This is a genomic window from Giesbergeria anulus, from assembly GCF_900111115.1.
Classification (GTDB): domain Bacteria; phylum Pseudomonadota; class Gammaproteobacteria; order Burkholderiales; family Burkholderiaceae_C; genus Simplicispira; species Simplicispira anulus.
This window is the reverse complement of the sequence record NZ_FOGD01000014.1, coordinates 33294-51842: the sequence shown is the minus strand read 5'-3', so window position 1 is coordinate 51842 and position 18549 is coordinate 33294. Positions and strand designations below refer to the sequence as shown.

Here is an 18549-nt window from a genome sequence, read left to right as displayed (position 1 = left end):
AGCGCTGGCTGTTGAGGCCACTATGCCAGCGCAGGGCGTGGCTTTGTCTCGGCAGTTGCATGCTGTTGCGCTGGCTTTGCAGGGTATTCGCCAAGGGCGCTCTGGCACTGTAGTGTTGGAGGCCGTGGCCCCGGCTCTGCGCCCTGGGGTACAGGCGTTGCTGTTTCAGGTGCTGCGCCATTTGGGTTGTGCTCAAGCGTTGGCACGGGCGTTGGCACCGCGCAAACCGGCACCGGCGGTAGATGCCCTATTGTGTGTGGCGCTGGCCCTGTGCTGTGATCCAGAGCAAGCGCTGTATGAGCCGTTTACGCTGGTCAACCAAACCGTGGAGGCCGCCAAGCAAGATACAGGAACGCGTGCCCAAGCTGGGTTTTTGAACGCCTGCCTGCGCCGTTTTTTGCGTGAATCGGCCAGCTTGCTCCAAGCGGTGGGCGATGATGTGCAGGCGCGCTGGAACCACCCGCACTGGTGGGTGCAACGCCTGCGCCAAGACCATCCGCAGCACTGGCAGCAGGTATTGCAGGCCAACCGCCAGCAAGCTCCGATGGTGCTGCGCGTTAATCAACAAAAAAATAGTTTGCTCCAATACCAGCAGGCGCTGGAGGCTGTGGGCATTGCCGCAGTGGCGGTGGGTGAGGCGGGCCTGATTTTGCAGCGCGCAGTGCCGGTGCAAATGTTGCCCGGCTTTGCTGAGGGCTGGGTGTCGGTGCAAGATGCGGCGGCGCAGCAAGCCGCACCGCTGTTGTTGGCGGGCATGGACTTATCGCGACCGTTGCGGGTCTTGGATGCCTGTGCCGCCCCCGGTGGCAAAACGGCCCATTTGCTCGAATATGCGGGTACTGGGGCACCCTTGCAGGTCACGGCACTGGAAATTGATGCCCAGCGTGCCCAGCGCATCCATGGCACGTTAGAGCGCCTAGGCTTGCAGGCACAAGTGCTGGTGGCCGATGCCAGCCACCCGCAAGATTGGTGGCAGCAGCAATGTGCAGGGGCTTTGTTTGATGCTATTTTGCTCGATGCACCTTGCACGGCCTCTGGCATTGTGCGCCGCCATCCGGATGTGCCTTGGCTGCGCCGCGAGAGCGATATTGCTCAACTGGCGCAGATTCAGGCGCGGTTGCTCGATACCCTCTGGCCGCTGCTGCAACCGGGGGGGCGCTTGCTCTATTGCACCTGTTCTGTATTCCGCGCCGAGGGCGCTGGGCAAGTGCAGGCGTTTTTGGCGCGCCAGAGTACCGCGCGCCATTTGCCCTCGCCCGGACATTTGTTGCCCGGAGTCGATGCGGCGGGGCGCGTGGTGATGGACAGTCCAGACGGTGAACACGATGGATTCTTTTACGCCCTGCTACAAAAAGCCCCAGCTTAAGAACGTGTTTGCACACTACCCAGTATCGCGTTGGGGCTGGTGCCTGCTTTGGGCTTGGTTATGCTGCGTGCTGTCGTCGCCGCTGCCGCTACGTGCGGAGGTAGCTACTGAGCCGCTGGAATTGCGCTTGCACAGCAGTGCTGAGGGATTGCACCTGAGCACCGTATTGGCGCTGGAGTTGCCGGTGGCGGTAGAGGATGCTCTGCACCAAGGTATCCCGCTGTTTTTTGTGGCCGAGGCCCAAGTGCTGCGCGAGCGTTGGTATTGGTCGGCGCAAACGGTGGCGCAGACCATGCGCTATATGCGCCTGAGCTACCAACCCCTGACGCGCCGCTGGCGGCTGGCTATATCGCCGTCACCGATTGACCACAGTGGGTTGGGCGTGGTGCCCGGACAAAACTACGACAGCCTAGAAGACGCTTTGGCGGTGATGAAGCGCATGGCCCAGTGGAAGATTGCCGACGCCCCTGCACTGGAACTGGGCGCGCACTACAACGTGCAACTACGCTTTCGTTTAGACAGCGCCCAATTGCCGCGTACCTTGCAAGTGGGCGTCTTTGGGCGCTCCAGTTGGAGCTTGGCCTTGCAGGGCAGCCAGCGGGTGCGTTGGGAGCCAGCACCATGAATATCCCTTTTCAGTTGGATGTGAATACCAAATCGCGCGCTGTGCGCTGGGTGCTGGGTGTGGGTACGGTGGTGATGGTGGGCATTGGGCTGCTGTTGCTATTTTTGCTGCTATTGGCCACGAACAACCGGATGCTCTACGAGCGCAACTATGTTTGGCTGTTTGGCACCAACGTGGCTGTGGCCTTGTTCCTGCTGGGTCTGCTGGTGTGGGTGGTATGGCGTTTGGTAGCCCGATTGCGCCGGGGGCGTTTTGGTAGCCGGTTGCTGGTCAAGCTGGCTGCCATTTTTGCCTTGGTCGGGCTGGCACCGGGCGTATTGATTTATGTGGTGTCGTACCAGTTTGTCTCGCGCTCTATTGAGAGTTGGTTTGACGTTAAGGTAGAAGGTGCGCTGGCGGCGGGCGTTAGTTTGGCGCGTGCCACGCTCGATACCCAAGTGAGTGAAGCCGCCACCCGGGTACGCAATGCCAGTGCCCAAGTGGCCCAAGTGCCGGTGGCAGCGGCGGGGTTGGTGCTAGAGCGTATCCGCGATGAGCTGGGGGCTACCGATGTCCTGCTCTGGACGGGTTCTGGGCAGTTGCTCGCCAGTGCCGGGCCAACGAGTTTTCAGTTGCATCCGGAGCGTTTATCGGCACAGCAGTTGCGCACCGTGCGCGAGCAGCGCGTGCTGGCACAGATTGAAGGATTGGACGAGTTGCCTGACTCCCCTGCGCGGCGCGAGGTGCGCATCAAGGCCATTGCCTTGGTCAACAGCGCCAGCGTTGGCTTGTTGGCCGAACAGCGTTTTTTGCAGGTCACGGTGCCATTGGCTCCGGTGCTGCTGGCTAATGCCTTGGCCGTGCAAGAGGCCAACCGCGAATACCAAGAGCGGGCCTTGGCGCGCGAGGGCCTGCGCCGTATGTATATCGGCACCCTCACCTTGAGTTTGTTTTTGGCGGTGTTTACTGCCTTGCTGCTGGCCATTTTGCTGGGCAACCAATTGGCCCGACCCCTGCTGGTGCTGGCCGAAGGCGTGCGCGAAGTGGCTGCTGGCAACCTGCGCCCCAAGGCAGTGCTGCAAGGCAAGGATGAACTCGATGGCCTCACCCGCTCTTTTGCCCTGATGACGCAGCAACTGGCCGATGCCCGCGAAACGGCAGAGCACAGCATGGGGGCCTTGGATACGGCACGGGCGCGTCTGCAAACCATTTTGGACAACTTAACCGCTGGGGTGGTGGTGCTCGATGCGCAAGGCGGCATCCGCTCTTCCAACCCCAGCGCCACGCGCATTTTGCGCGCCCCGTTGGCTGCCTACCGAGAGCGGCCCTTGGCCCAAGTGCCGGGACTGGAGAATTTTGCCGCCGAGGTGCAGCAACAATTTGCTGCCTTTGTAGAGCACCGCGACGAGCATGGCCCCGACCATTGGGAGCATGCCTTTGAACTACACGCCTTTCCGAGTGGCACCGGCCACCATGCCACCAGTCTGGTGGCCCGTGGCGCGGAGTTGCCTGACGCCGCGCGCCTACTGGTGTTTGATGATATTTCTGAGATTGTGTCAGCCCAGCGCGTGCAGGCGTGGGGCGATGTCGCGCGGCGTTTGGCCCACGAGATTAAGAACCCGCTGACGCCCATCCAGTTGTCAGCGGAGCGGCTGGAGATGAAACTCTCGGGCAAATTGCCCGCTACCGAGCAGGCCCTGCTGACCAAATCGGTACGCACTATCGTGCAACAGGTCGATGCCATGTTGCGGCTGGTCAATGAGTTTCGGGACTATGCCCGCCTGCCAGCGGCACAATTGCAACCCTTGCAACTCAATGCCTTGGTCACAGACGTGCTCCACCTGTATGAAGCAGACCATGCTAGGGTGCCGGTACAGGTGCAATTAGACCCGCAATGCCCAGAAATTGCCGGTGATGCCCAGCAGCTGCGCCAAGTCATCCACAATCTGTTGCAAAATGCCCAAGATGCCACCGAGCAGGCCCGCACCGATCCGCAGGCCCCCCTGCCCGCAGTTTGCATCAGCACGCACTGGAGCCGCAGCGCCCGGCGCGTGCGGCTGGTGGTGAGTGACTATGGCGGTGGTTTTCCGGCGCATATTTTGCAGCGTGCTTTTGAGCCTTACGTTACCACCAAGGCCCGTGGCACCGGCTTGGGCTTGGCCGTCGTTAAAAAAATTGCCGACGAGCATGGTGCCCGCATCGAACTGGCCAACCGGCTTGATGGCGATGTCGTACTAGGGGCGCAAGTGTCGCTATCATTCGTTTCTGAACACGCGCTGGCTTTGTGACGGCAGCACCGTGTACCGCAGTTGGAAGGTGTTTCACATACATGGCAAATATTTTGGTGGTCGATGACGAGCACGGCATCCGTGATTTGCTGTCAGAAATCCTCAACGATGAGGGGCACAGCGTGGATTTGGCCGAAAACGCCACCCAGGCCCGTGCAGCGCGTGCCGTGGGGCCGTACGACCTGGTGTTGCTAGACATCTGGATGCCCGACACTGATGGCGTTACCTTGCTCAAAGAGTGGGCGGCCAGTGGTCTATTGACCATGCCGGTCATCATGATGAGTGGCCATGCCACCATCGACACGGCAGTGGAGGCTACGCGCATTGGTGCTTTTTCGTTTCTCGAAAAGCCCATCACCTTGCAAAAGCTGCTCAAAGCGGTAGAGGCGGGGTTGGCCCGCAGCCAAGCTCGTGCCACACAAACCGCCGCAGCGGTGGTGTCGGCGTCTGCGCTGGCCCAGCCCCAAGCTGGTGCCTTGGCTACCAGCCTTGCAGGGGAGGGGGTGGCAGAATTGCCCGTATCGCACCAAGATTTTGATTTAGACCGGCCCTTGCGCGAGGCGCGTGATGGCTTTGAAAAAGCCTATTTTGAGTTCCATCTGGCCCGCGAGGGTGGCTCTATGACCCGTGTGGCCGAAAAAACCGGCTTAGAGCGTACCCACCTATACCGCAAGCTGCGCCAACTCGGCGTAGACTTGGGGCGCAGTAAACGCAATTAAATTTGCAGAGACCTTGGCAGAGGTTTGCAATTCTGCTGCTATAATTCAAGGCTTAGGCCCGGTAGCTCAGTCGGTAGAGCAGAGGATTGAAAATCCTTGTGTCGGCGGTTCGATTCCGTCCCAGGCCACCAGTTATAAAAACCCGCTATCCGTTTGGTAGCGGGTTTTTTGTTGCCTGTTGATTGGTGTGAGCGTTCTAAAAAGGCTCAGAACGGTATCTCGCCATCCATGCCGCCATGATCGTGCTGGGGCCGTGTGGGTGCCGGGCGTGGTGCAGCAGGGGCCTCACCTTGGCTGGCGGTACGTTTGTGGCGCACGGCATACAGGCTCAACACTTGGTGGGCCACCAAGTCCAACGACGGGCGGTGGGCACCTTCTCGGTCTTGCCAAGTGCCTACCTTGAGCGTTCCGGCCACGGCCACGGCATCGCCATCGCCCAGCCCCAACAGGGCGGTGACTGGAGCATCATCAAAGGCAATGACGCTGACAAACTGGGATTCTCCGTCGGTGGTTGGGGCGCGCACTTTGGCCAGCGCAAAGGGCTTGCCGTTTTTGCCGTTGCGTTGGGTGGGTTGGCCGTGGATACGGCCTTGGATCAGGGCATCTATCATGAATGATCAGGTTTATGGCTTGCGCCGTGGTAGCAGGGTAAAGCCGTCAGCGCCGGGCTTGAAGCCCACGCGTTCCATGTGATCTTCGGCGGCAGAAGCAATTTGAGTGCTTAACTCCAGCCCAAATTCATTCAGCATATTAGCCATCATGTTGCAGCGCACCACCAACAGGCCGCGCAACTCTTCTAGGCTGTGGCGCTCGCGTCCGTGGTCGTCGGCAAGGGGCACATTGGGGTTGTGCTGGTAGCGTTGGAACAGCGGGTGGCTGCGGTCGATCACCTGCTGCATCACACTTTCACTCTCCAGTGAGAGATCCAGAAACAGTGCCAGTCGCGCAATGCGGGCGTCCAGATCGGCTAGAGAGCGGGTGATGCGCCGTGACCATTGAAACAGGGGATCGTCTTTTCCGGGGAGTCCGTTGGGCATGGTGGGCTTTCACTGCTGTTTTGTGCAAACAGTGTAGTGCCCGTTGCGGTAGTCGTGAAAAAAAAGCGGCACCCAAAGGCACCGCTTTTCTGGCTCCAAGGCTGCTGTCAGGCTTTAGGCACTGCGCTGGGCCGCCTTGACCTTCAAGCGCCAAGCGTGCAGCAACGGTTCGGTGTAGCCGCTGGGTTGCTCTTTGCCCTTGAACACCAAATCCAGTGCTGCTTGGTAGGCCATCGAGGTATCAAAGTGGCCGGCCATCGGTTGGTAGAGCGCATCACCGGCGTTTTGCTTGTCCACCTTAGCGGCCATGCGTTCAAAGGTGGCGCGCACTTGTTCTTCGGTGACGATGCCGTGGTGCAGCCAGTTGGCGACATGCTGGCTAGAGATGCGCAGCGTGGCGCGGTCTTCCATCAGGCCGATGTCGTTGATGTCGGGCACCTTGGAGCAGCCCACGCCTTGATCCACCCAGCGCACCACATAGCCCAAAATGCCTTGGATGTTGTTGTCCAGCTCTTGCTGCTTCTCGGTATCAGACCAGTTGGGGTTGCTGCTGACGGGAATGGTGAGCAGGCCGGTCAACAGGTCGTCGCGCACGGTATCGGCGCTGGTTTTTTCCAGTTCGATTTGGATGTCGGCCACCTTGACTTGGTGGTAGTGCAGCGCGTGCAGCGTCGCGCCAGTGGGGCTGGGCACCCAAGCGGTGTTGGCACCGGCCTTGGGATGGACAATTTTTTGCTCCAGCATGGCGGCCATCAGGTCGGGCATGGCCCACATTCCCTTGCCGATTTGTGCCTTGCCGCGCAGGCCCATGGTCAGGCCCACCAGCACGTTGCTGCGCTCGTAAGACTGAATCCAAGCGCTGGTCTTCATGTCGCCCTTGCGAATCATCGGGCCAGCTAGCATGGCAGTGTGCATTTCGTCGCCGGTGCGATCCAAGAAGCCAGTGTTGATAAAGGCAATGCGGCTGGCAGCAGCAGCAATACACGCCTTCAGGTTGACGCTGGTGCGACGCTCTTCGTCCATGATGCCCAGCTTGACGGTGCTGTCGGGCAGGCCCAGTAGCTGCTCCACGCGGCTAAACAAATCAGCGGCAAAGGCGACTTCCGCCGGGCCGTGCATCTTGGGCTTGACGATATACACGCTGCCCTTGCGGCTGTTGCGGATACCGTTAGCGCCGTGGCCTTGCAGGTCGTGCAGGGCAATGGTGGTGGTGACCACGGCATCCATGATGCCTTCAGGGATCTCTTTCACGCTACCATCGGCGGTGGTGTACAAGATGGCCGGATTGGTCATCAGGTGGCCGACGTTGCGCACAAACATCAAAGAGCGGCCATGCAGGCGCACTTCGCCGCCTTGGGGCGCGGTGTAGAGGCGGTCGGGGTTGAGGCCGCGCGTCAGGGTTTTGCCACCCTTGTCAAATGATTCGACCAGCGTGCCCTTGAGGATGCCCAGCCAGTTGCTGTAGCCCAGCACCTTGTCGTCGGCATCCACGGCGGCTACTGAGTCTTCGAGGTCGAGAATGGTGGACAGCGCTGCTTCCAGCACCACATCGGCCACACCAGCGGCATCCGATTGGCCAATCGGGGTAGCGCGGTTGATGATGATGTCCAGATGCAGGCCGTTGTGTACCAGCAGCACAGAGCTAGGAGCTGCTGCATCGCCTTGGAAGCCTACCAGTTGGGCTGCGTCTTGCAGGCCGGTGGTGCTGCCGTCTTTCAGGGCCACTACCAGTTGGCCGCCTTCAATGCGGTAGCCAGTCGAGTCTTGGTGTGAGCCAGCGGCCAGCGGCGCAGCTTGATCGAGCACATTGCGGGCAAAGGCAATGACCTTGGCACCGCGCACGGGGTTGTAACCTTGGCCTTTTTCGGCACCGTCGGTTTCGGGGATGGCATCGGTGCCATACAGGGCATCGTACAGGCTGCCCCAGCGCGCATTGGCGGCATTAAGGGCATAGCGGGCGTTGAGCACAGGCACCACCAGTTGCGGGCCAGCCTGAATAGCCAGTTCGTCATCGACATTGCTGGTGCTAGCGGGAGTTGTGGCGGGCTGGGGCACCAAGTAGCCAATGGTTTCCAAAAACTGGCGGTAGGCCACCATGTCGGTGATTGGGCCGGGGTGGGCGGTGTGCCACTTGTCCAGTTCGGCTTGCAGGCGGTCACGCTCGGCCAACAGGGCGATGTTGCGCGGTGCCAAATCGCCCACGATGGCATCAAAACCTTGCCAGAAGGCGGCGCTGTCGATGCCGGTGCCGGGCAGCACCTGTTCGTCAATAAAGCGTTGCAGGCTCTGGGCCACTTGCAGGCGGTGGATGGTGGTGCGTGCGGTCATGCGGAAGGCCTCAAAAGATGAAAGAGATGAAAAAGGAGAAAGCCGAATCTGTTGTCTCAGACTGTATTCCAATTATTTGCCCACATAAATAACCAAAAAAACCAAAAACCTGTGACTTTTACGCAAAAATCAGCCGTGTATGGACAAGCTCAAAGCGTTTGAATCTTTCGTCTCGGTGGCTACGCGCGGTAGCCTGACCGCAGCCGCCCGTGCCGCAGGCGTGGCTCCGGCCATTATGGGGCGCAGACTCGATGCGTTAGAGGCCCACTTGGGCGTGAAATTGCTGGTGCGTACCACCCGGCGTTTGAGTTTGACCACCGAGGGCAGCGCCTTCTTAGAAGATTGCCAGCGCCTGCTGGCCGAAGTAGCCCACGCCGAAGCCAGCGTATCGGCGGGCGGCATTCAAGCCAGTGGGCATTTGCGCGTCACGGCTCCGGCGGGGTTTGGCCGCCGCCATGTGGCACCGCTGGTACCGCGCTTTCATGCCGAGCACCCAGAGGTACGTATCTCGCTTAACCTGAGCGACCGCGTCATTGATCTGGCCGCCGAGGGCTTTGATTGTGCGGTGCGGGTGGGCGATTTGCCCGATTCGTCCTTGGTCAGTGTGCGTATTGCTGACAACCGCCGTTTGTGCGTGGCCGCACCTTCTTATCTGCAACGTCGGGGCACGCCGCAGCATCCGAGTGAACTGGCTGGGCACGATTGTTTGGTGCTCTCCAGTGGGGCCTCGCAAACGCGGGGCTGGGCGTTTCGCCTGCCTACTGAGGGCGATGGGCAGCAGGTGGTGCATTTTCGGCCTGCGGGGCCGCTGGACTGCTCAGACGGGCAGGTGCTGTACGACTGGTGTTTGGCCGGTTATGGCATTGCTTGGCGCAGTACTTGGGAGGTGGAGGCAGAAATTGCTTCAGGCCAGTTGCTGCCAGTGCTGGAGGGCTTTGCGGCACCCCCCAATGGCATTTATGCCGTTTTTCCGCATGCCAAGCATTTGCCCTTGCGGGTGCGTTTGTGGATCGACTACCTCAAGCACCACTACCGCCAGCCGGGGTTTTGGCAGGCGGGGGTAGGCCGCGCTTCTTTTTGATCTGCACACAGATATTTGCCATAACCTGTTATGGGCCATAACCTGTTTAAGCTGGCGATGGTGCAGTTGTAGCTGTTGTTGGCAAGGATGCTAGCACCAACTTGGTGCAGATATGACGGAAACTATCACGCCGATAGAAATTTTCTATTTACCTGCATATGTTTTATATGTTTCATGTATTTCATATGGATGAAAAAAGTAATAATATTGTAAAGTTGGTTGCTTAATGCTAACGACCGAAATGCACAGGTCATCTAAATGCCTGTGTGCCCAGACGCCTTTTGAGTGCTGGATCGGTGCAGACTCTTTCTAACGATTTCCACGAACCCCGATTGGATACCTGTGTACCCAAATGCTGTTTAAGCGTTGGGTTGGCGCAGACTCTTTCCAAAAATCCCCATGAACCGATTTCGAATTTCCACCCGCCTGACAGTTTTCGTGGCCGTACTGGCCTCCTTATTGGTGTTGATTGGTAGTATTGGCTTGTTCGGTATGACCAAGCAGGGAGATGCCCTCGATACTGTGTACAAAGACCGCACCGTGCCGTTGAGCCAGTTGAGCACTATTCAGTACCTGATGCTCCATAACCGCATGCTGATTGCCAATTCGCTGTTGATCCAAAAACCAGAGGCAGTACAGAAAAACGAGCAACAGATACAGCAGAACCTCGACAAGGCTTCTACTCTCTGGAAAGAGTACATGACCACCTACTTGACCCCAGAGGAAGCACAGATAGCGAGTCAGTTTGAGCAAGCTTGGCAAAAATTTGTGCAAGAGGGGCTACAACCCTCTATGGCTCCGATGCGCAGTGGTGACTTTGACGCCGCCAAGCGCATTGCGTTGGAAAGAAATGTGCCCTTGTTCAATAAGATGCAGGAGCAGTCTGAGGCGCTGATTCGTTTGCAGGTTGATGAGGTGAAAAAAGAATACGATGCAGGCACGGCCCGTTTTCATACTATCCGGTCGGTGTCGGCAGTCTCGATTGCTTTGGGTTTGGCGTTTGCCCTGTGGTTTGGCTGGACGTTGGTGCGGGGCATTACCTTGCCGTTGCAACGGGCAGTGCAGATTGCCCAAGCCGTGGCCCAAGGTGATTTAAGCCAGCGTATCCACAGCCAAGGCCAAGACGAGCTGGCTGCACTCATGCAATCTTTGGCACATATGCAGACCCGTTTGGCAGCGGTGGTGGTCAATGTGCGCCGAGGTTCAGAAAGCATCTCTATTGCCAGCGCTGAAATTGCCCAAGGCAACCAAGATTTATCTGCCCGCACCGAGGCCCAAGCCAGCGCCTTGGAAGAAACAGCCAGCTCTATGGAGCAACTGAGTGCTACCGTCAAACACAATGCCGACAGCGCCCAGCAGGCAAATCAATTGGCTGTCAATGCCAGTACTGTAGCCACTAAAGGGGGTGAGGTGGTGGCCCAAGTGGTAGATACCATGCAAGGGATTAACGAGTCTTCGCGCAAGATTGCCGACATCATTAGTGTGATTGATGGCATTGCTTTCCAGACCAACATATTGGCACTTAATGCAGCGGTAGAAGCGGCCCGTGCAGGAGAGCAGGGCCGGGGCTTTGCTGTCGTAGCCAGTGAAGTGCGCAATTTGGCAGGCCGCTCGGCAGAGGCAGCCAAAGAAATCAAAGCCCTTATTGGTGTCAGTGTGGATCGGGTCGAGCAAGGGGCTGGTCTGGCAGACCAAGCCGGTGTCACCATGACGGAGGTGGTGGGCAGCATTCGCCAAGCGACGTCGCTGATGGGGGAAATCAGCACGGCCAGCCAAGAGCAAGCCGCTGGGGTTGCGCAGGTGGGCGAGGCAGTGGCCCAGCTCGATCAGGTGACGCAGCAAAACGCATCGCTGGTAGATGAAATGGCAGCCGCAGCCCGCAGTCTGGAGGCGCAGGCGCAGTCCTTAGTGCAGGTGGTGGCGGTGTTCAGAACCTGAGCTGGTTTGAGGCCCGTAAAATCGGGCCATGCTCTCTGCCAAACAAGAACTGCTGGCCGCTTTAGCGGCTGAACTGGACAAACTCTCTCCTGGTGCTGGTGCCAAAGCCGCTTTTGAGTCGCCCAAGGTGGCGGCGCACGGCGATTTTGCTTGCACCGCAGCCATGCAACTGGCTAAACCGCTCAAGCAAAACCCGCGTGCGCTGGGCGAACAGCTCAAGGCAGCGCTAGAGGCCACAGCGGCCTTTCAGCGCTGGGTGGCGGCCATTGAGATCGCTGGCCCCGGCTTTTTAAACATCCGCCTGTTGCCCGCTGCCAAGCAGCAAGTGGTGCAAGAGGTATTGGCCCAAGGGCCACAATTTGGCTACCAGCCTGAGCGTGGTGAAAAAATCTTGGTCGAGTTTGTCTCTGCCAACCCCACCGGCCCGCTGCACGTTGGGCATGGCCGCCAAGCGGCGCTGGGCGATGCCATTTGCAACCTGTATGCCAGCCAAGGCTGGAACGTTCACCGCGAGTTTTATTACAACGACGCCGGGGTGCAAATTGACACCCTGACCAAGAGCACACAACTGCGCGCCAAGGGCTTTAAGCCGGGCGATGACTGCTGGCCGGTAGACCCAGAAAACCCTGCCGCCAAAAACTTTTACAACGGCGACTACATCCAAGACATTGCCGATGCCTTCAAGGCCCGCGCCACCGTCCAAGCCGATGATCGTGCCTTCACCGCCAATGGCGATGTAGAAGATTACGACAACATCCGCCAGTTTGCCGTAGCCTACTTGCGCAACGAGCAAGATAAGGATTTGCAAGCCTTCCACTTGAAATTTAACGAGTACTACCTCGAATCGAGCCTGTACACCAACGGCCATGTCGAGGCCACGGTGCAGCGCCTGATCGCCAACGGCAAAACCTACGAGCAAGATGGTGCGCTGTGGCTCAAATCCACCGACTACGGTGACGACAAAGACCGTGTCATGCGCAAGCAAGACGGCAACTACACCTACTTTGTGCCCGATGTGGCCTACCACATTCAAAAATTCAAGCGTGGCTTTACCAAGGTCGTCAACATCCAAGGCACCGATCACCACGGCACCATTGCCCGTGTGTGGGCCGGTTTGCAGGCGGCGGATGTGGGCATTCCGCAAGGCTACCCCGACTATGTGCTGCACACGATGGTGCGCGTGGTGCGTGGTGGCGAAGAGGTCAAAATCAGCAAACGTGCGGGCAGTTATGTCACGCTGCGCGATTTGATCGAATGGACTAGCAAAGATGCCGTGCGTTTCTTCTTGCTCAGTCGCAAGCCTGATACAGAATACACCTTTGATGTCGATTTGGCCGTGGCCCAAAACAACGACAACCCGGTGTATTACGTGCAGTATGCCCATGCGCGCATCTGCTCCGTGCTGCGCGGCTGGGCCGAGCAGGGCGGCGGCGATGTAGCCACGCTGAAAGACGTGGACTTGTCGGCGCTGCAAGGCCCACAGGCCCAAGCCTTGATGCTTTTGTTGGCTAAGTACCCCGAAATGCTCACCGCAGCGGCGGCAGACAACGCTCCGCACGACGTCACCTTCTATCTGCGCGAGTTGGCCGCCAGCTACCACAGCTACTACGATGCAGAGCGCATTTTGGTGGATGATGAGGCTGTCAAACTGGCGCGGCTGGCGCTGGTGGCGGCTACCGCCCAAGTGCTGGCCAATGGCTTGGCGGTGCTGGGGGTCTCAGCGCCCGAACGCATGTAAAGCACAGGCATCATCATGAAAAAACAGCAGCAGGGCGGAACCATCCTTGGTTTTATTTTGGGCTTGGTGGTCGGTTTAGGCGCAGCATTTGCCGTGGCCGTGTATGTGACGAAGGTGCCAGTGCCCTTCTTGAACAAAGGCGCAGTGCGGGGTACAGAAAAAGACGCCGCCGAAGACGAAAAAAATAAGGACTGGGACCCGAACGCACCGCTTTACGGCAAAAATCCGGCCCGCTCGGTGGCGGCCGATCCCGTCCCTGCTGCGGCTACGCCCTCGGCTAACGAGCCAGCGGCCAAGCCAAGCCCCGCTGAACCCAAGTCAGCTCCTGAGACGGCTGCCGATACCAAGACCACCGTTAAGCCTGATGGCAAAGCAGAGAGCAGCAAGGCCGAAACTAAGGCAGAAGCCAAGCCCGACGCCAAAGCCGATACCAAGACCAGCGCCAGTGCCGATCCGCTAGGAGATTTGGTCAAGAGCCGAGCCAACACCACGGCCAGCACCACCAGCACGGCCGATGATCCTTTTACCTACTTTCTCCAAACAGGCGCTTTTGGTACCACCACCGATGCTGAGGCCCAGCGCGCCAAGCTGGCGATGATGGGCTGGGAGGCTCGTATCAGTGAGCGTGAGCAAAATGGCCGCACCGTGTTCCGTGTACGGGTTGGCCCGTTTGGCAAGCGCGGTGAGGCCGAAACGCTCAAAGAAAAGCTCGATGGCGCTGGTGTTGATGCGGCCTTGGTGCGCGTGCAGCGCTGAACTTTTGTGCTCCGATACCGCTCTGATCTCTATCCGCAACCTGGAGTATGTTTTGATGAAACGCCGTGCTTTTTCCCTCACCGCTGCTGTGGCCTTGGCCGCCCCTTTGCTGCCGCTGTCGGCCCGCGCGCAGGGAGCTGTGCCCAAAGAGGGCAAAGACTACAACAAGCTTGCCAAGCCGGTGGCTTCGGACGTGCCTGCGGGCAAGACCGAGGTGCTAGAGTTTTTCTGGTACAGCTGCGGCCACTGCCACAGTTTTGAGCCGATGTTTGCCACTTGGATGAAGACAGCCCCCAGCAATTTGGTGGTGCACCGTGTGCCGGTGGCTTTTAATGCCAGCTTTGTGCCTGCCCAAAAGCTCTACTACACCCTAGAGGGGCTGGGCAAGATTGAGGCATTGCATGCCCGTGTGTTCCGTGCCATCCATGTTGAAAAGCAAAAGCTGGCCAAAGACGACGACATCATGGCTTGGGCTGCCAAGCAGCCTGAGCTGGACATGGCCAAGTTCAAAGAGATGTACCAATCCTTCACGGTAGCCAACCAAGTGCGCCGCGCCACGCAGTTGCAAGAGGCTTATCACGTTGAAGGCACGCCGTCGATGGGGGTGGCAGGCCGTTATTACACTGACGGTACCATGGCAGGGGGGTTGCAGGCCATGTTGCAGGTGGTCAACCACCTGACCACCATCAAGGCTTGAGTGGCACCCACCTGCCTATGACCATAGCCCGCTGTTGCGGGCTTTTTTTTGGCGGGCAGGCATGGCTACAATCGCTGCAAGATTCGTGCCTTTTTTAATGAACTGCCTCTCTACGCTCCCTCTGCTTGCCTCTCTGGCTATTGCCCCGTTCACGCTGGCATATGCCGAAAAGGCCGACCGCCATCAGCCCATGAACATTGAGGCCGATGCCCTGCGCCATGACGAATTGCAGCAAAGCAGCGTGTTTACAGGCCGCGTGGTGCTGACCAAAGGCTCTATCGTGTTGCGTGGTGATCGCTTAGAGGTTCACCAAGATGCCGACGGTTACCAGTCTGGCACCGTGACGGCGGCGGCAGGCCAACGCGCGTTTTTCCGGCAAAAACGCGACGCTGCGCCCGGTGCCCCGGAAGAGTTTGTGGAAGGCGAAGGCGAGCGCATCGAATACAACGGCCGCACTGACACCGTGCGGCTGCTGCGCCGCGCCGAGTTGCGCCGCTACCAAGGTGCCAAGTTGCAAGATGAGCTGACAGGGGCGGTGATTGTCTATAACAACCTGACCGACGTGTTTAGCGTCGATGGTCAGCCGCGTGGTGTGGATGGTGCGGCTGCGCCGGGTGGCCGTGTCCGGGCCATTTTGGCCCCCAAGACCACGCCAGCCCCCGCTTCCCCCGCAGCAGCGGTGCCCGCATCGTCGTCCTTGCGCTCTAGCCCAGCGCTGGGCAGCCCCAAGCCATGAGCGCGCCTGCCGCCGCCGCTCAGACCCCTGCGGGCAGCCGCCTAGAGGTGCTGCATCTGGCTAAATCCTATGGCAAACGCCAAGTGGTTAAAGATGTGTCACTGGTGGTAGAAAAGGGCGAGGTGGTTGGGCTGCTTGGCCCCAACGGCGCGGGCAAGACGACATCGTTTTACATGATTGTGGGCTTGCTGCCCAGTGATGGCGGTGACATCCGCATTGATGGTCAGTCGGTGGTGCGTATGCCCATCCACAAACGCTCGCGCCTAGGGCTATCGTATCTGCCGCAAGAAGCCTCTATCTTTCGCAAGCTCACGGTGCAAGAAAATGTGCGCGCTGTGCTGGAGTTGCAACACGGTGACGATGGCAAACCCCTGAGCAAGGCGGAAATTGAGCAGCGCTTGACGGCCTTGCTAGAAGAGCTGCGCGTCGATCACCTGCGCGATTCTCCTGCACTGGCATTGTCTGGCGGTGAGCGGCGGCGGGTCGAGATTGCCCGTGCCTTAGCCACGCAGCCGCGCTTTATTTTGCTGGATGAGCCGTTTGCGGGCATTGACCCGATTGCGGTGATTGAAATCCAGCGCATCATTGGCTTTTTAAAAGCCCGTGGCATTGGCGTGCTCATTACCGACCACAACGTGCGCGAAACGCTGGGCATTTGCGACCACGCCTGCATCATCAGCGATGGTCGGGTGTTGGCCCAAGGCACGCCGTCTGAGATTGTTAACAACGCCGAGGTGCGCCGGGTGTACCTCGGTGAGCATTTCCGTATGTGAGCCGATGAAACCTGGCCTGTCTCTGCGCGTATCGCAGCACCTGACCCTGACGCCGCAGTTGCAGCAGTCCATCCGGTTGTTGCAACTCTCGACGCTAGAGTTAGGCCAAGAAGTCGAGCAGATGCTGGCCGACAACCCCTTTTTGGAGCGCAACCCCGACGAGGCTCCGCGTGAGGAGTTCGGTCTGGCCCACGCTGATGCCCCAACCTCCCCCGACGAGCCAGCTGCCGAGTGGTCGGCCCCGCTCAGTAGTGCCAGCAGTGCTAGCACCACCGACACCGATACCAGCAGCAGTGAGAGCAGCAGCACCGAAACGCTCGATTGGGAGGGCGATGGCAGCGTCGATATGGCCCCAGACGATAGCGAGTGGGGGGGGGACGCTCCGGCCTCTAGCCGCAACGGCGCAGACGATAACGAGGTCAGTGCCACCGATTTAGCCCACGGCCACGAATCGCTGGCGGCCTTTTTGCATCGGCAAACGCTGGGCTTACGGTTATCCCCAGAAGATAAAGCGGCGCTGTATTTCCTGATTGAATCGCTCAACGAAAACGGTTATCTGGAAGATTCGCTCGAAGCCTTGGCCCAAGAGTTGGCTGGAGACGAACACCACAGCGAGATGGAGCAGTTGTTGCACCATTTCACGGTAGCGCTGCGCTTGTTGCAAACGCTAGAGCCGGTGGGCGTGGGCGCACGCGATCTGGCCGAATGCCTGCGGTTGCAACTGGCCGCCTTGGCGGCACACCCCCAACCCGGCCAAGAACCGGCAACGATTGCGCTGGCGCTGCGCATCTGCCAGCAGCCGCTGGACGGGCTGGCCCGCCGCGACGTGCGCCGCTTGGCGCAAGCGTGCGCCGCTACCGAAGAGCAAACCCGCACCGCGATGGCGCTGATTGCCCGGTTGGAGCCGCGTCCGGGGCGGCCTTTTGTCTCGGTAGAGCGCAATGCCATTATTCCGGATGTGCTGGTGCGCCGCATTGGGCATGGGCAGGCTGGGCACCAATTTAGTGTGCAGCTCAACCCCGAAGTGATGCCGCGCTTGCGTATCCACGATATTTATGCCGGTGCTTTGCGTGGGCGTCGCCAAGAAGAAGGCCACCAAGCGCTGCAACAGCGCTTGCAAGAGGCGCGTTGGTTTATCAAGAACATCCAGCAGCGCTTTGACACCATCTTGCGCGTCTCCCAAGCCATTGTGGAGCGGCAAAAAAACTTCTTTGTGCATGGTGAGCTCGCCATGCGCCCGCTGGTGCTGCGCGACATTGCCGATGCGCTGGGCCTGCACGAGTCCACCATCTCGCGCGTGACTACGGCCAAATACATGGCTACGCCGCAGGGCACCTACGAGCTGAAATACTTTTTTGGCTCTGGCTTGGGCACCGACAGCGGTGGCAATGCCTCCAGCACCGCCGTGCGGGCGCTCATCAAGCAGTTTATTGCCGCCGAAAGCCCGGCCAAACCGCTGTCAGACAGCCAATTGGCCGAAATGCTCAAGGAGCAGGGCATTGAATGCGCCCGCCGCACGGTAGCCAAATACCGCGAAGGCCTCAAAATCCCTACCGCCACGCTGCGCAAAACGCTGTAGCGCGGCGGTGCAGGCCTGTTTACTCTGCGGGGGCTGGTGCCACCTTGGCGGCCCGGCTACGGGCACTGTGCAGGGCGCGCAGCACGGTGTTGGCGTCCATGCCATACATATCGGCAAAGGCTTGCACGGTTTTTTGGCCGCTGGCCTCAAAGGTGCGCAGCAGGGCTTCTTCGCGGGCCATTTTTTCTGCCAACTCGCCCAAGGCTTGGTCTAGCAGGGCGTTGGCGGCTTCATCGCGGGTGCGTACGCGCTCGGCGTAGTCTTCACGCGACAGGCCGCTGGCTTCCAAATTAGCCACGATGCGGGCGCACAGTTTGGCTGTCATTTCGGGGTTGTTGTGCCCTTGGCGGCGGCGGTACACCTCTAGCAGGGCGTGATGGATGTGCTCAGGGGCCATGGCCTCCACGGGCTGGCCTTGCAGGTCGTGGCGCTGCTGGCCGGTGGCTACGCTTTGCAGGTAGCGGGTAGAGCGGGTGTGCTGCCCCAGTGCTTGCTTGAGGGCTTCGCGCTCAAACACTTCAGGGTGGGCAGCCATCAGGTCTTGGAAGATGCCGCGCTTGAGGGGCCGAAACACCGCGCCAAAAAGCTGGGGATAGAGTTCTGCCAGTTTTTCTAATGTGGGTGGTACGGGGCGTGGCGTGCGGCTGGGTGGGGTGCCGGGCGCTGCTGCGGTAGTGGCTGGGGTGCTAGGCGCTGCACGCTTGCCACGGCGGGCGCGGCTCCGGCGTGGCGCGGCGGCCTTGGCCTCGCCTGCGGGAGACTCTGCCCCCACGGCGGGTGCTGGCCCCCCTTCTGTAGCAGTAACTGCGTTATGGGTGGCAGAAACGGCATCTACAGGGATGGGCGTGGAGGAAGCTGCGGGCGCGGAATCGTTCATGGAGCAAAAAATCAGATCAAAGAGTGGCGAAT

General features: G+C 59.5%; 16 protein-coding genes and 1 tRNA gene. 13 read left to right on the top strand and 4 right to left on the bottom strand.

The window, feature by feature from the left end; translation table 11 throughout:
- Positions 1 to 22 precede the first annotated feature (22 nt).
- The 5 genes from rsmB to BMX55_RS14655 all read left to right on the top strand — a co-directional run bounded on the left by rsmB (position 23) and on the right by BMX55_RS14655 (position 5108).
- A complete protein-coding gene (rsmB, locus tag BMX55_RS14675; RefSeq protein ID WP_091459015.1) occupies positions 23 to 1366 on the top strand; it encodes a 16S rRNA (cytosine(967)-C(5))-methyltransferase RsmB in 1344 nt (447 codons plus the stop codon).
- Positions 1326 to 1991, top strand: a complete 666-nt coding sequence (locus BMX55_RS14670; RefSeq protein WP_091458989.1) for a DUF4390 domain-containing protein — start codon at positions 1326 to 1328, stop codon at positions 1989 to 1991. The genes rsmB and BMX55_RS14670 overlap by 41 nt, the downstream gene beginning before the upstream one ends.
- Positions 1988 to 4258, top strand: a complete 2271-nt coding sequence (locus tag BMX55_RS14665; protein WP_218144517.1) for a sensor histidine kinase — start codon at positions 1988 to 1990, stop codon at positions 4256 to 4258. The genes BMX55_RS14670 and BMX55_RS14665 overlap by 4 nt, the downstream gene beginning before the upstream one ends.
- Before the next feature lie 41 nt (positions 4259 to 4299).
- Complete coding sequence (locus BMX55_RS14660; protein WP_091458987.1) at positions 4300 to 4977, top strand: response regulator; 678 nt, start codon at positions 4300 to 4302, stop codon at positions 4975 to 4977.
- Between the two features lie 55 nt (positions 4978 to 5032).
- Positions 5033 to 5108, top strand: a tRNA-Phe gene (locus BMX55_RS14655).
- Positions 5109 to 5183: 75 nt separating this feature from the next.
- Here BMX55_RS14655 and BMX55_RS14650 read toward each other — a convergent pair.
- The 3 genes from BMX55_RS14650 to BMX55_RS14640 all read right to left on the bottom strand — a co-directional run bounded on the left by BMX55_RS14650 (position 5184) and on the right by BMX55_RS14640 (position 8342).
- On the bottom strand, positions 5184 to 5588 hold the full coding sequence (locus BMX55_RS14650) for a single-stranded DNA-binding protein (protein ID WP_091458985.1): 405 nt from the start codon (positions 5586 to 5588) through the stop codon (positions 5184 to 5186).
- A gap of 12 nt (positions 5589 to 5600) precedes the next feature.
- Entirely contained in the window at positions 5601 to 6014 is a 414-nt protein-coding gene (locus BMX55_RS14645; protein WP_091458984.1) for a hypothetical protein, read from the bottom strand.
- A gap of 114 nt (positions 6015 to 6128) precedes the next feature.
- On the bottom strand, positions 6129 to 8342 hold the full coding sequence (locus BMX55_RS14640) for a malate synthase G (RefSeq protein WP_091458982.1): 2214 nt from the start codon (positions 8340 to 8342) through the stop codon (positions 6129 to 6131).
- A 139-nt stretch (positions 8343 to 8481) separates the two neighbouring features.
- Here BMX55_RS14640 and BMX55_RS14635 point away from each other — a divergent pair, with 139 nt between their 5' ends.
- From BMX55_RS14635 to BMX55_RS14600, 8 genes are all read left to right on the top strand, one after another.
- On the top strand, positions 8482 to 9423 hold the full coding sequence (locus BMX55_RS14635; protein WP_091458980.1) for a LysR family transcriptional regulator: 942 nt from the start codon (positions 8482 to 8484) through the stop codon (positions 9421 to 9423).
- Positions 9424 to 9822: 399 nt separating this feature from the next.
- Complete coding sequence (locus BMX55_RS16885; protein WP_091458978.1) at positions 9823 to 11361, top strand: methyl-accepting chemotaxis protein; 1539 nt, start codon at positions 9823 to 9825, stop codon at positions 11359 to 11361.
- Positions 11362 to 11389: 28 nt separating this feature from the next.
- On the top strand, positions 11390 to 13099 hold the full coding sequence (argS, locus tag BMX55_RS14625; protein WP_091458976.1) for an arginine--tRNA ligase: 1710 nt from the start codon (positions 11390 to 11392) through the stop codon (positions 13097 to 13099).
- Between the two features lie 15 nt (positions 13100 to 13114).
- On the top strand, positions 13115 to 13855 hold the full coding sequence (locus BMX55_RS14620) for an SPOR domain-containing protein (RefSeq protein ID WP_091458974.1): 741 nt from the start codon (positions 13115 to 13117) through the stop codon (positions 13853 to 13855).
- A 55-nt stretch (positions 13856 to 13910) separates the two neighbouring features.
- The gene (locus BMX55_RS14615; RefSeq protein WP_091458972.1) at positions 13911 to 14552 is read left to right on the top strand and encodes a thiol:disulfide interchange protein DsbA/DsbL; all 642 of its coding nucleotides are present in this window, start codon (positions 13911 to 13913) and stop codon (positions 14550 to 14552) included.
- A 97-nt stretch (positions 14553 to 14649) separates the two neighbouring features.
- Complete coding sequence (gene lptA, locus BMX55_RS14610; protein ID WP_177172924.1) at positions 14650 to 15288, top strand: lipopolysaccharide transport periplasmic protein LptA; 639 nt, start codon at positions 14650 to 14652, stop codon at positions 15286 to 15288.
- Positions 15285 to 16061 carry an LPS export ABC transporter ATP-binding protein gene (lptB, locus tag BMX55_RS14605; RefSeq protein ID WP_091458968.1) on the top strand — a complete coding sequence of 259 codons (777 nt, stop codon included), beginning with the start codon at positions 15285 to 15287 and terminating at the stop codon, positions 16059 to 16061. Before lptA ends, lptB begins: the two co-directional genes overlap by 4 nt.
- A 4-nt stretch (positions 16062 to 16065) precedes the next feature.
- Positions 16066 to 17640, top strand: a complete 1575-nt coding sequence (locus tag BMX55_RS14600) for an RNA polymerase factor sigma-54 (RefSeq protein ID WP_091458966.1) — start codon at positions 16066 to 16068, stop codon at positions 17638 to 17640.
- A gap of 19 nt (positions 17641 to 17659) precedes the next feature.
- On the opposite strand, the gene BMX55_RS14595 is transcribed toward BMX55_RS14600, so the two are convergent.
- Positions 17660 to 18517, bottom strand: coding sequence for a ProQ/FINO family protein (locus BMX55_RS14595; protein WP_091458964.1), 858 nt, complete (start codon positions 18515 to 18517; stop codon positions 17660 to 17662).
- Between the last annotated feature and the right edge of the window lie 32 nt (positions 18518 to 18549).

Coding starts and splice junctions, on each gene's coding strand:
- rsmB (WP_091459015.1), top strand. CDS start 23: ATGCCAGCGCAGGGCGTGGCTTTGTCTCGGCAGTTGCATGCTGTTGCG.
- BMX55_RS14670 (WP_091458989.1), top strand. CDS start 1,326: ATGGATTCTTTTACGCCCTGCTACAAAAAGCCCCAGCTTAAGAACGTG.
- BMX55_RS14665 (WP_218144517.1), top strand. CDS start 1,988: ATGAATATCCCTTTTCAGTTGGATGTGAATACCAAATCGCGCGCTGTG.
- BMX55_RS14660 (WP_091458987.1), top strand. CDS start 4,300: ATGGCAAATATTTTGGTGGTCGATGACGAGCACGGCATCCGTGATTTG.
- BMX55_RS14650 (WP_091458985.1), bottom strand. CDS start 5,588: ATGATAGATGCCCTGATCCAAGGCCGTATCCACGGCCAACCCACCCAA.
- BMX55_RS14645 (WP_091458984.1), bottom strand. CDS start 6,014: ATGCCCAACGGACTCCCCGGAAAAGACGATCCCCTGTTTCAATGGTCA.
- BMX55_RS14640 (WP_091458982.1), bottom strand. CDS start 8,342: ATGACCGCACGCACCACCATCCACCGCCTGCAAGTGGCCCAGAGCCTG.
- BMX55_RS14635 (WP_091458980.1), top strand. CDS start 8,482: ATGGACAAGCTCAAAGCGTTTGAATCTTTCGTCTCGGTGGCTACGCGC.
- BMX55_RS16885 (WP_091458978.1), top strand. CDS start 9,823: ATGAACCGATTTCGAATTTCCACCCGCCTGACAGTTTTCGTGGCCGTA.
- argS (WP_091458976.1), top strand. CDS start 11,390: ATGCTCTCTGCCAAACAAGAACTGCTGGCCGCTTTAGCGGCTGAACTG.
- BMX55_RS14620 (WP_091458974.1), top strand. CDS start 13,115: ATGAAAAAACAGCAGCAGGGCGGAACCATCCTTGGTTTTATTTTGGGC.
- BMX55_RS14615 (WP_091458972.1), top strand. CDS start 13,911: ATGAAACGCCGTGCTTTTTCCCTCACCGCTGCTGTGGCCTTGGCCGCC.
- lptA (WP_177172924.1), top strand. CDS start 14,650: ATGAACTGCCTCTCTACGCTCCCTCTGCTTGCCTCTCTGGCTATTGCC.
- lptB (WP_091458968.1), top strand. CDS start 15,285: ATGAGCGCGCCTGCCGCCGCCGCTCAGACCCCTGCGGGCAGCCGCCTA.
- BMX55_RS14600 (WP_091458966.1), top strand. CDS start 16,066: ATGAAACCTGGCCTGTCTCTGCGCGTATCGCAGCACCTGACCCTGACG.
- BMX55_RS14595 (WP_091458964.1), bottom strand. CDS start 18,517: ATGAACGATTCCGCGCCCGCAGCTTCCTCCACGCCCATCCCTGTAGAT.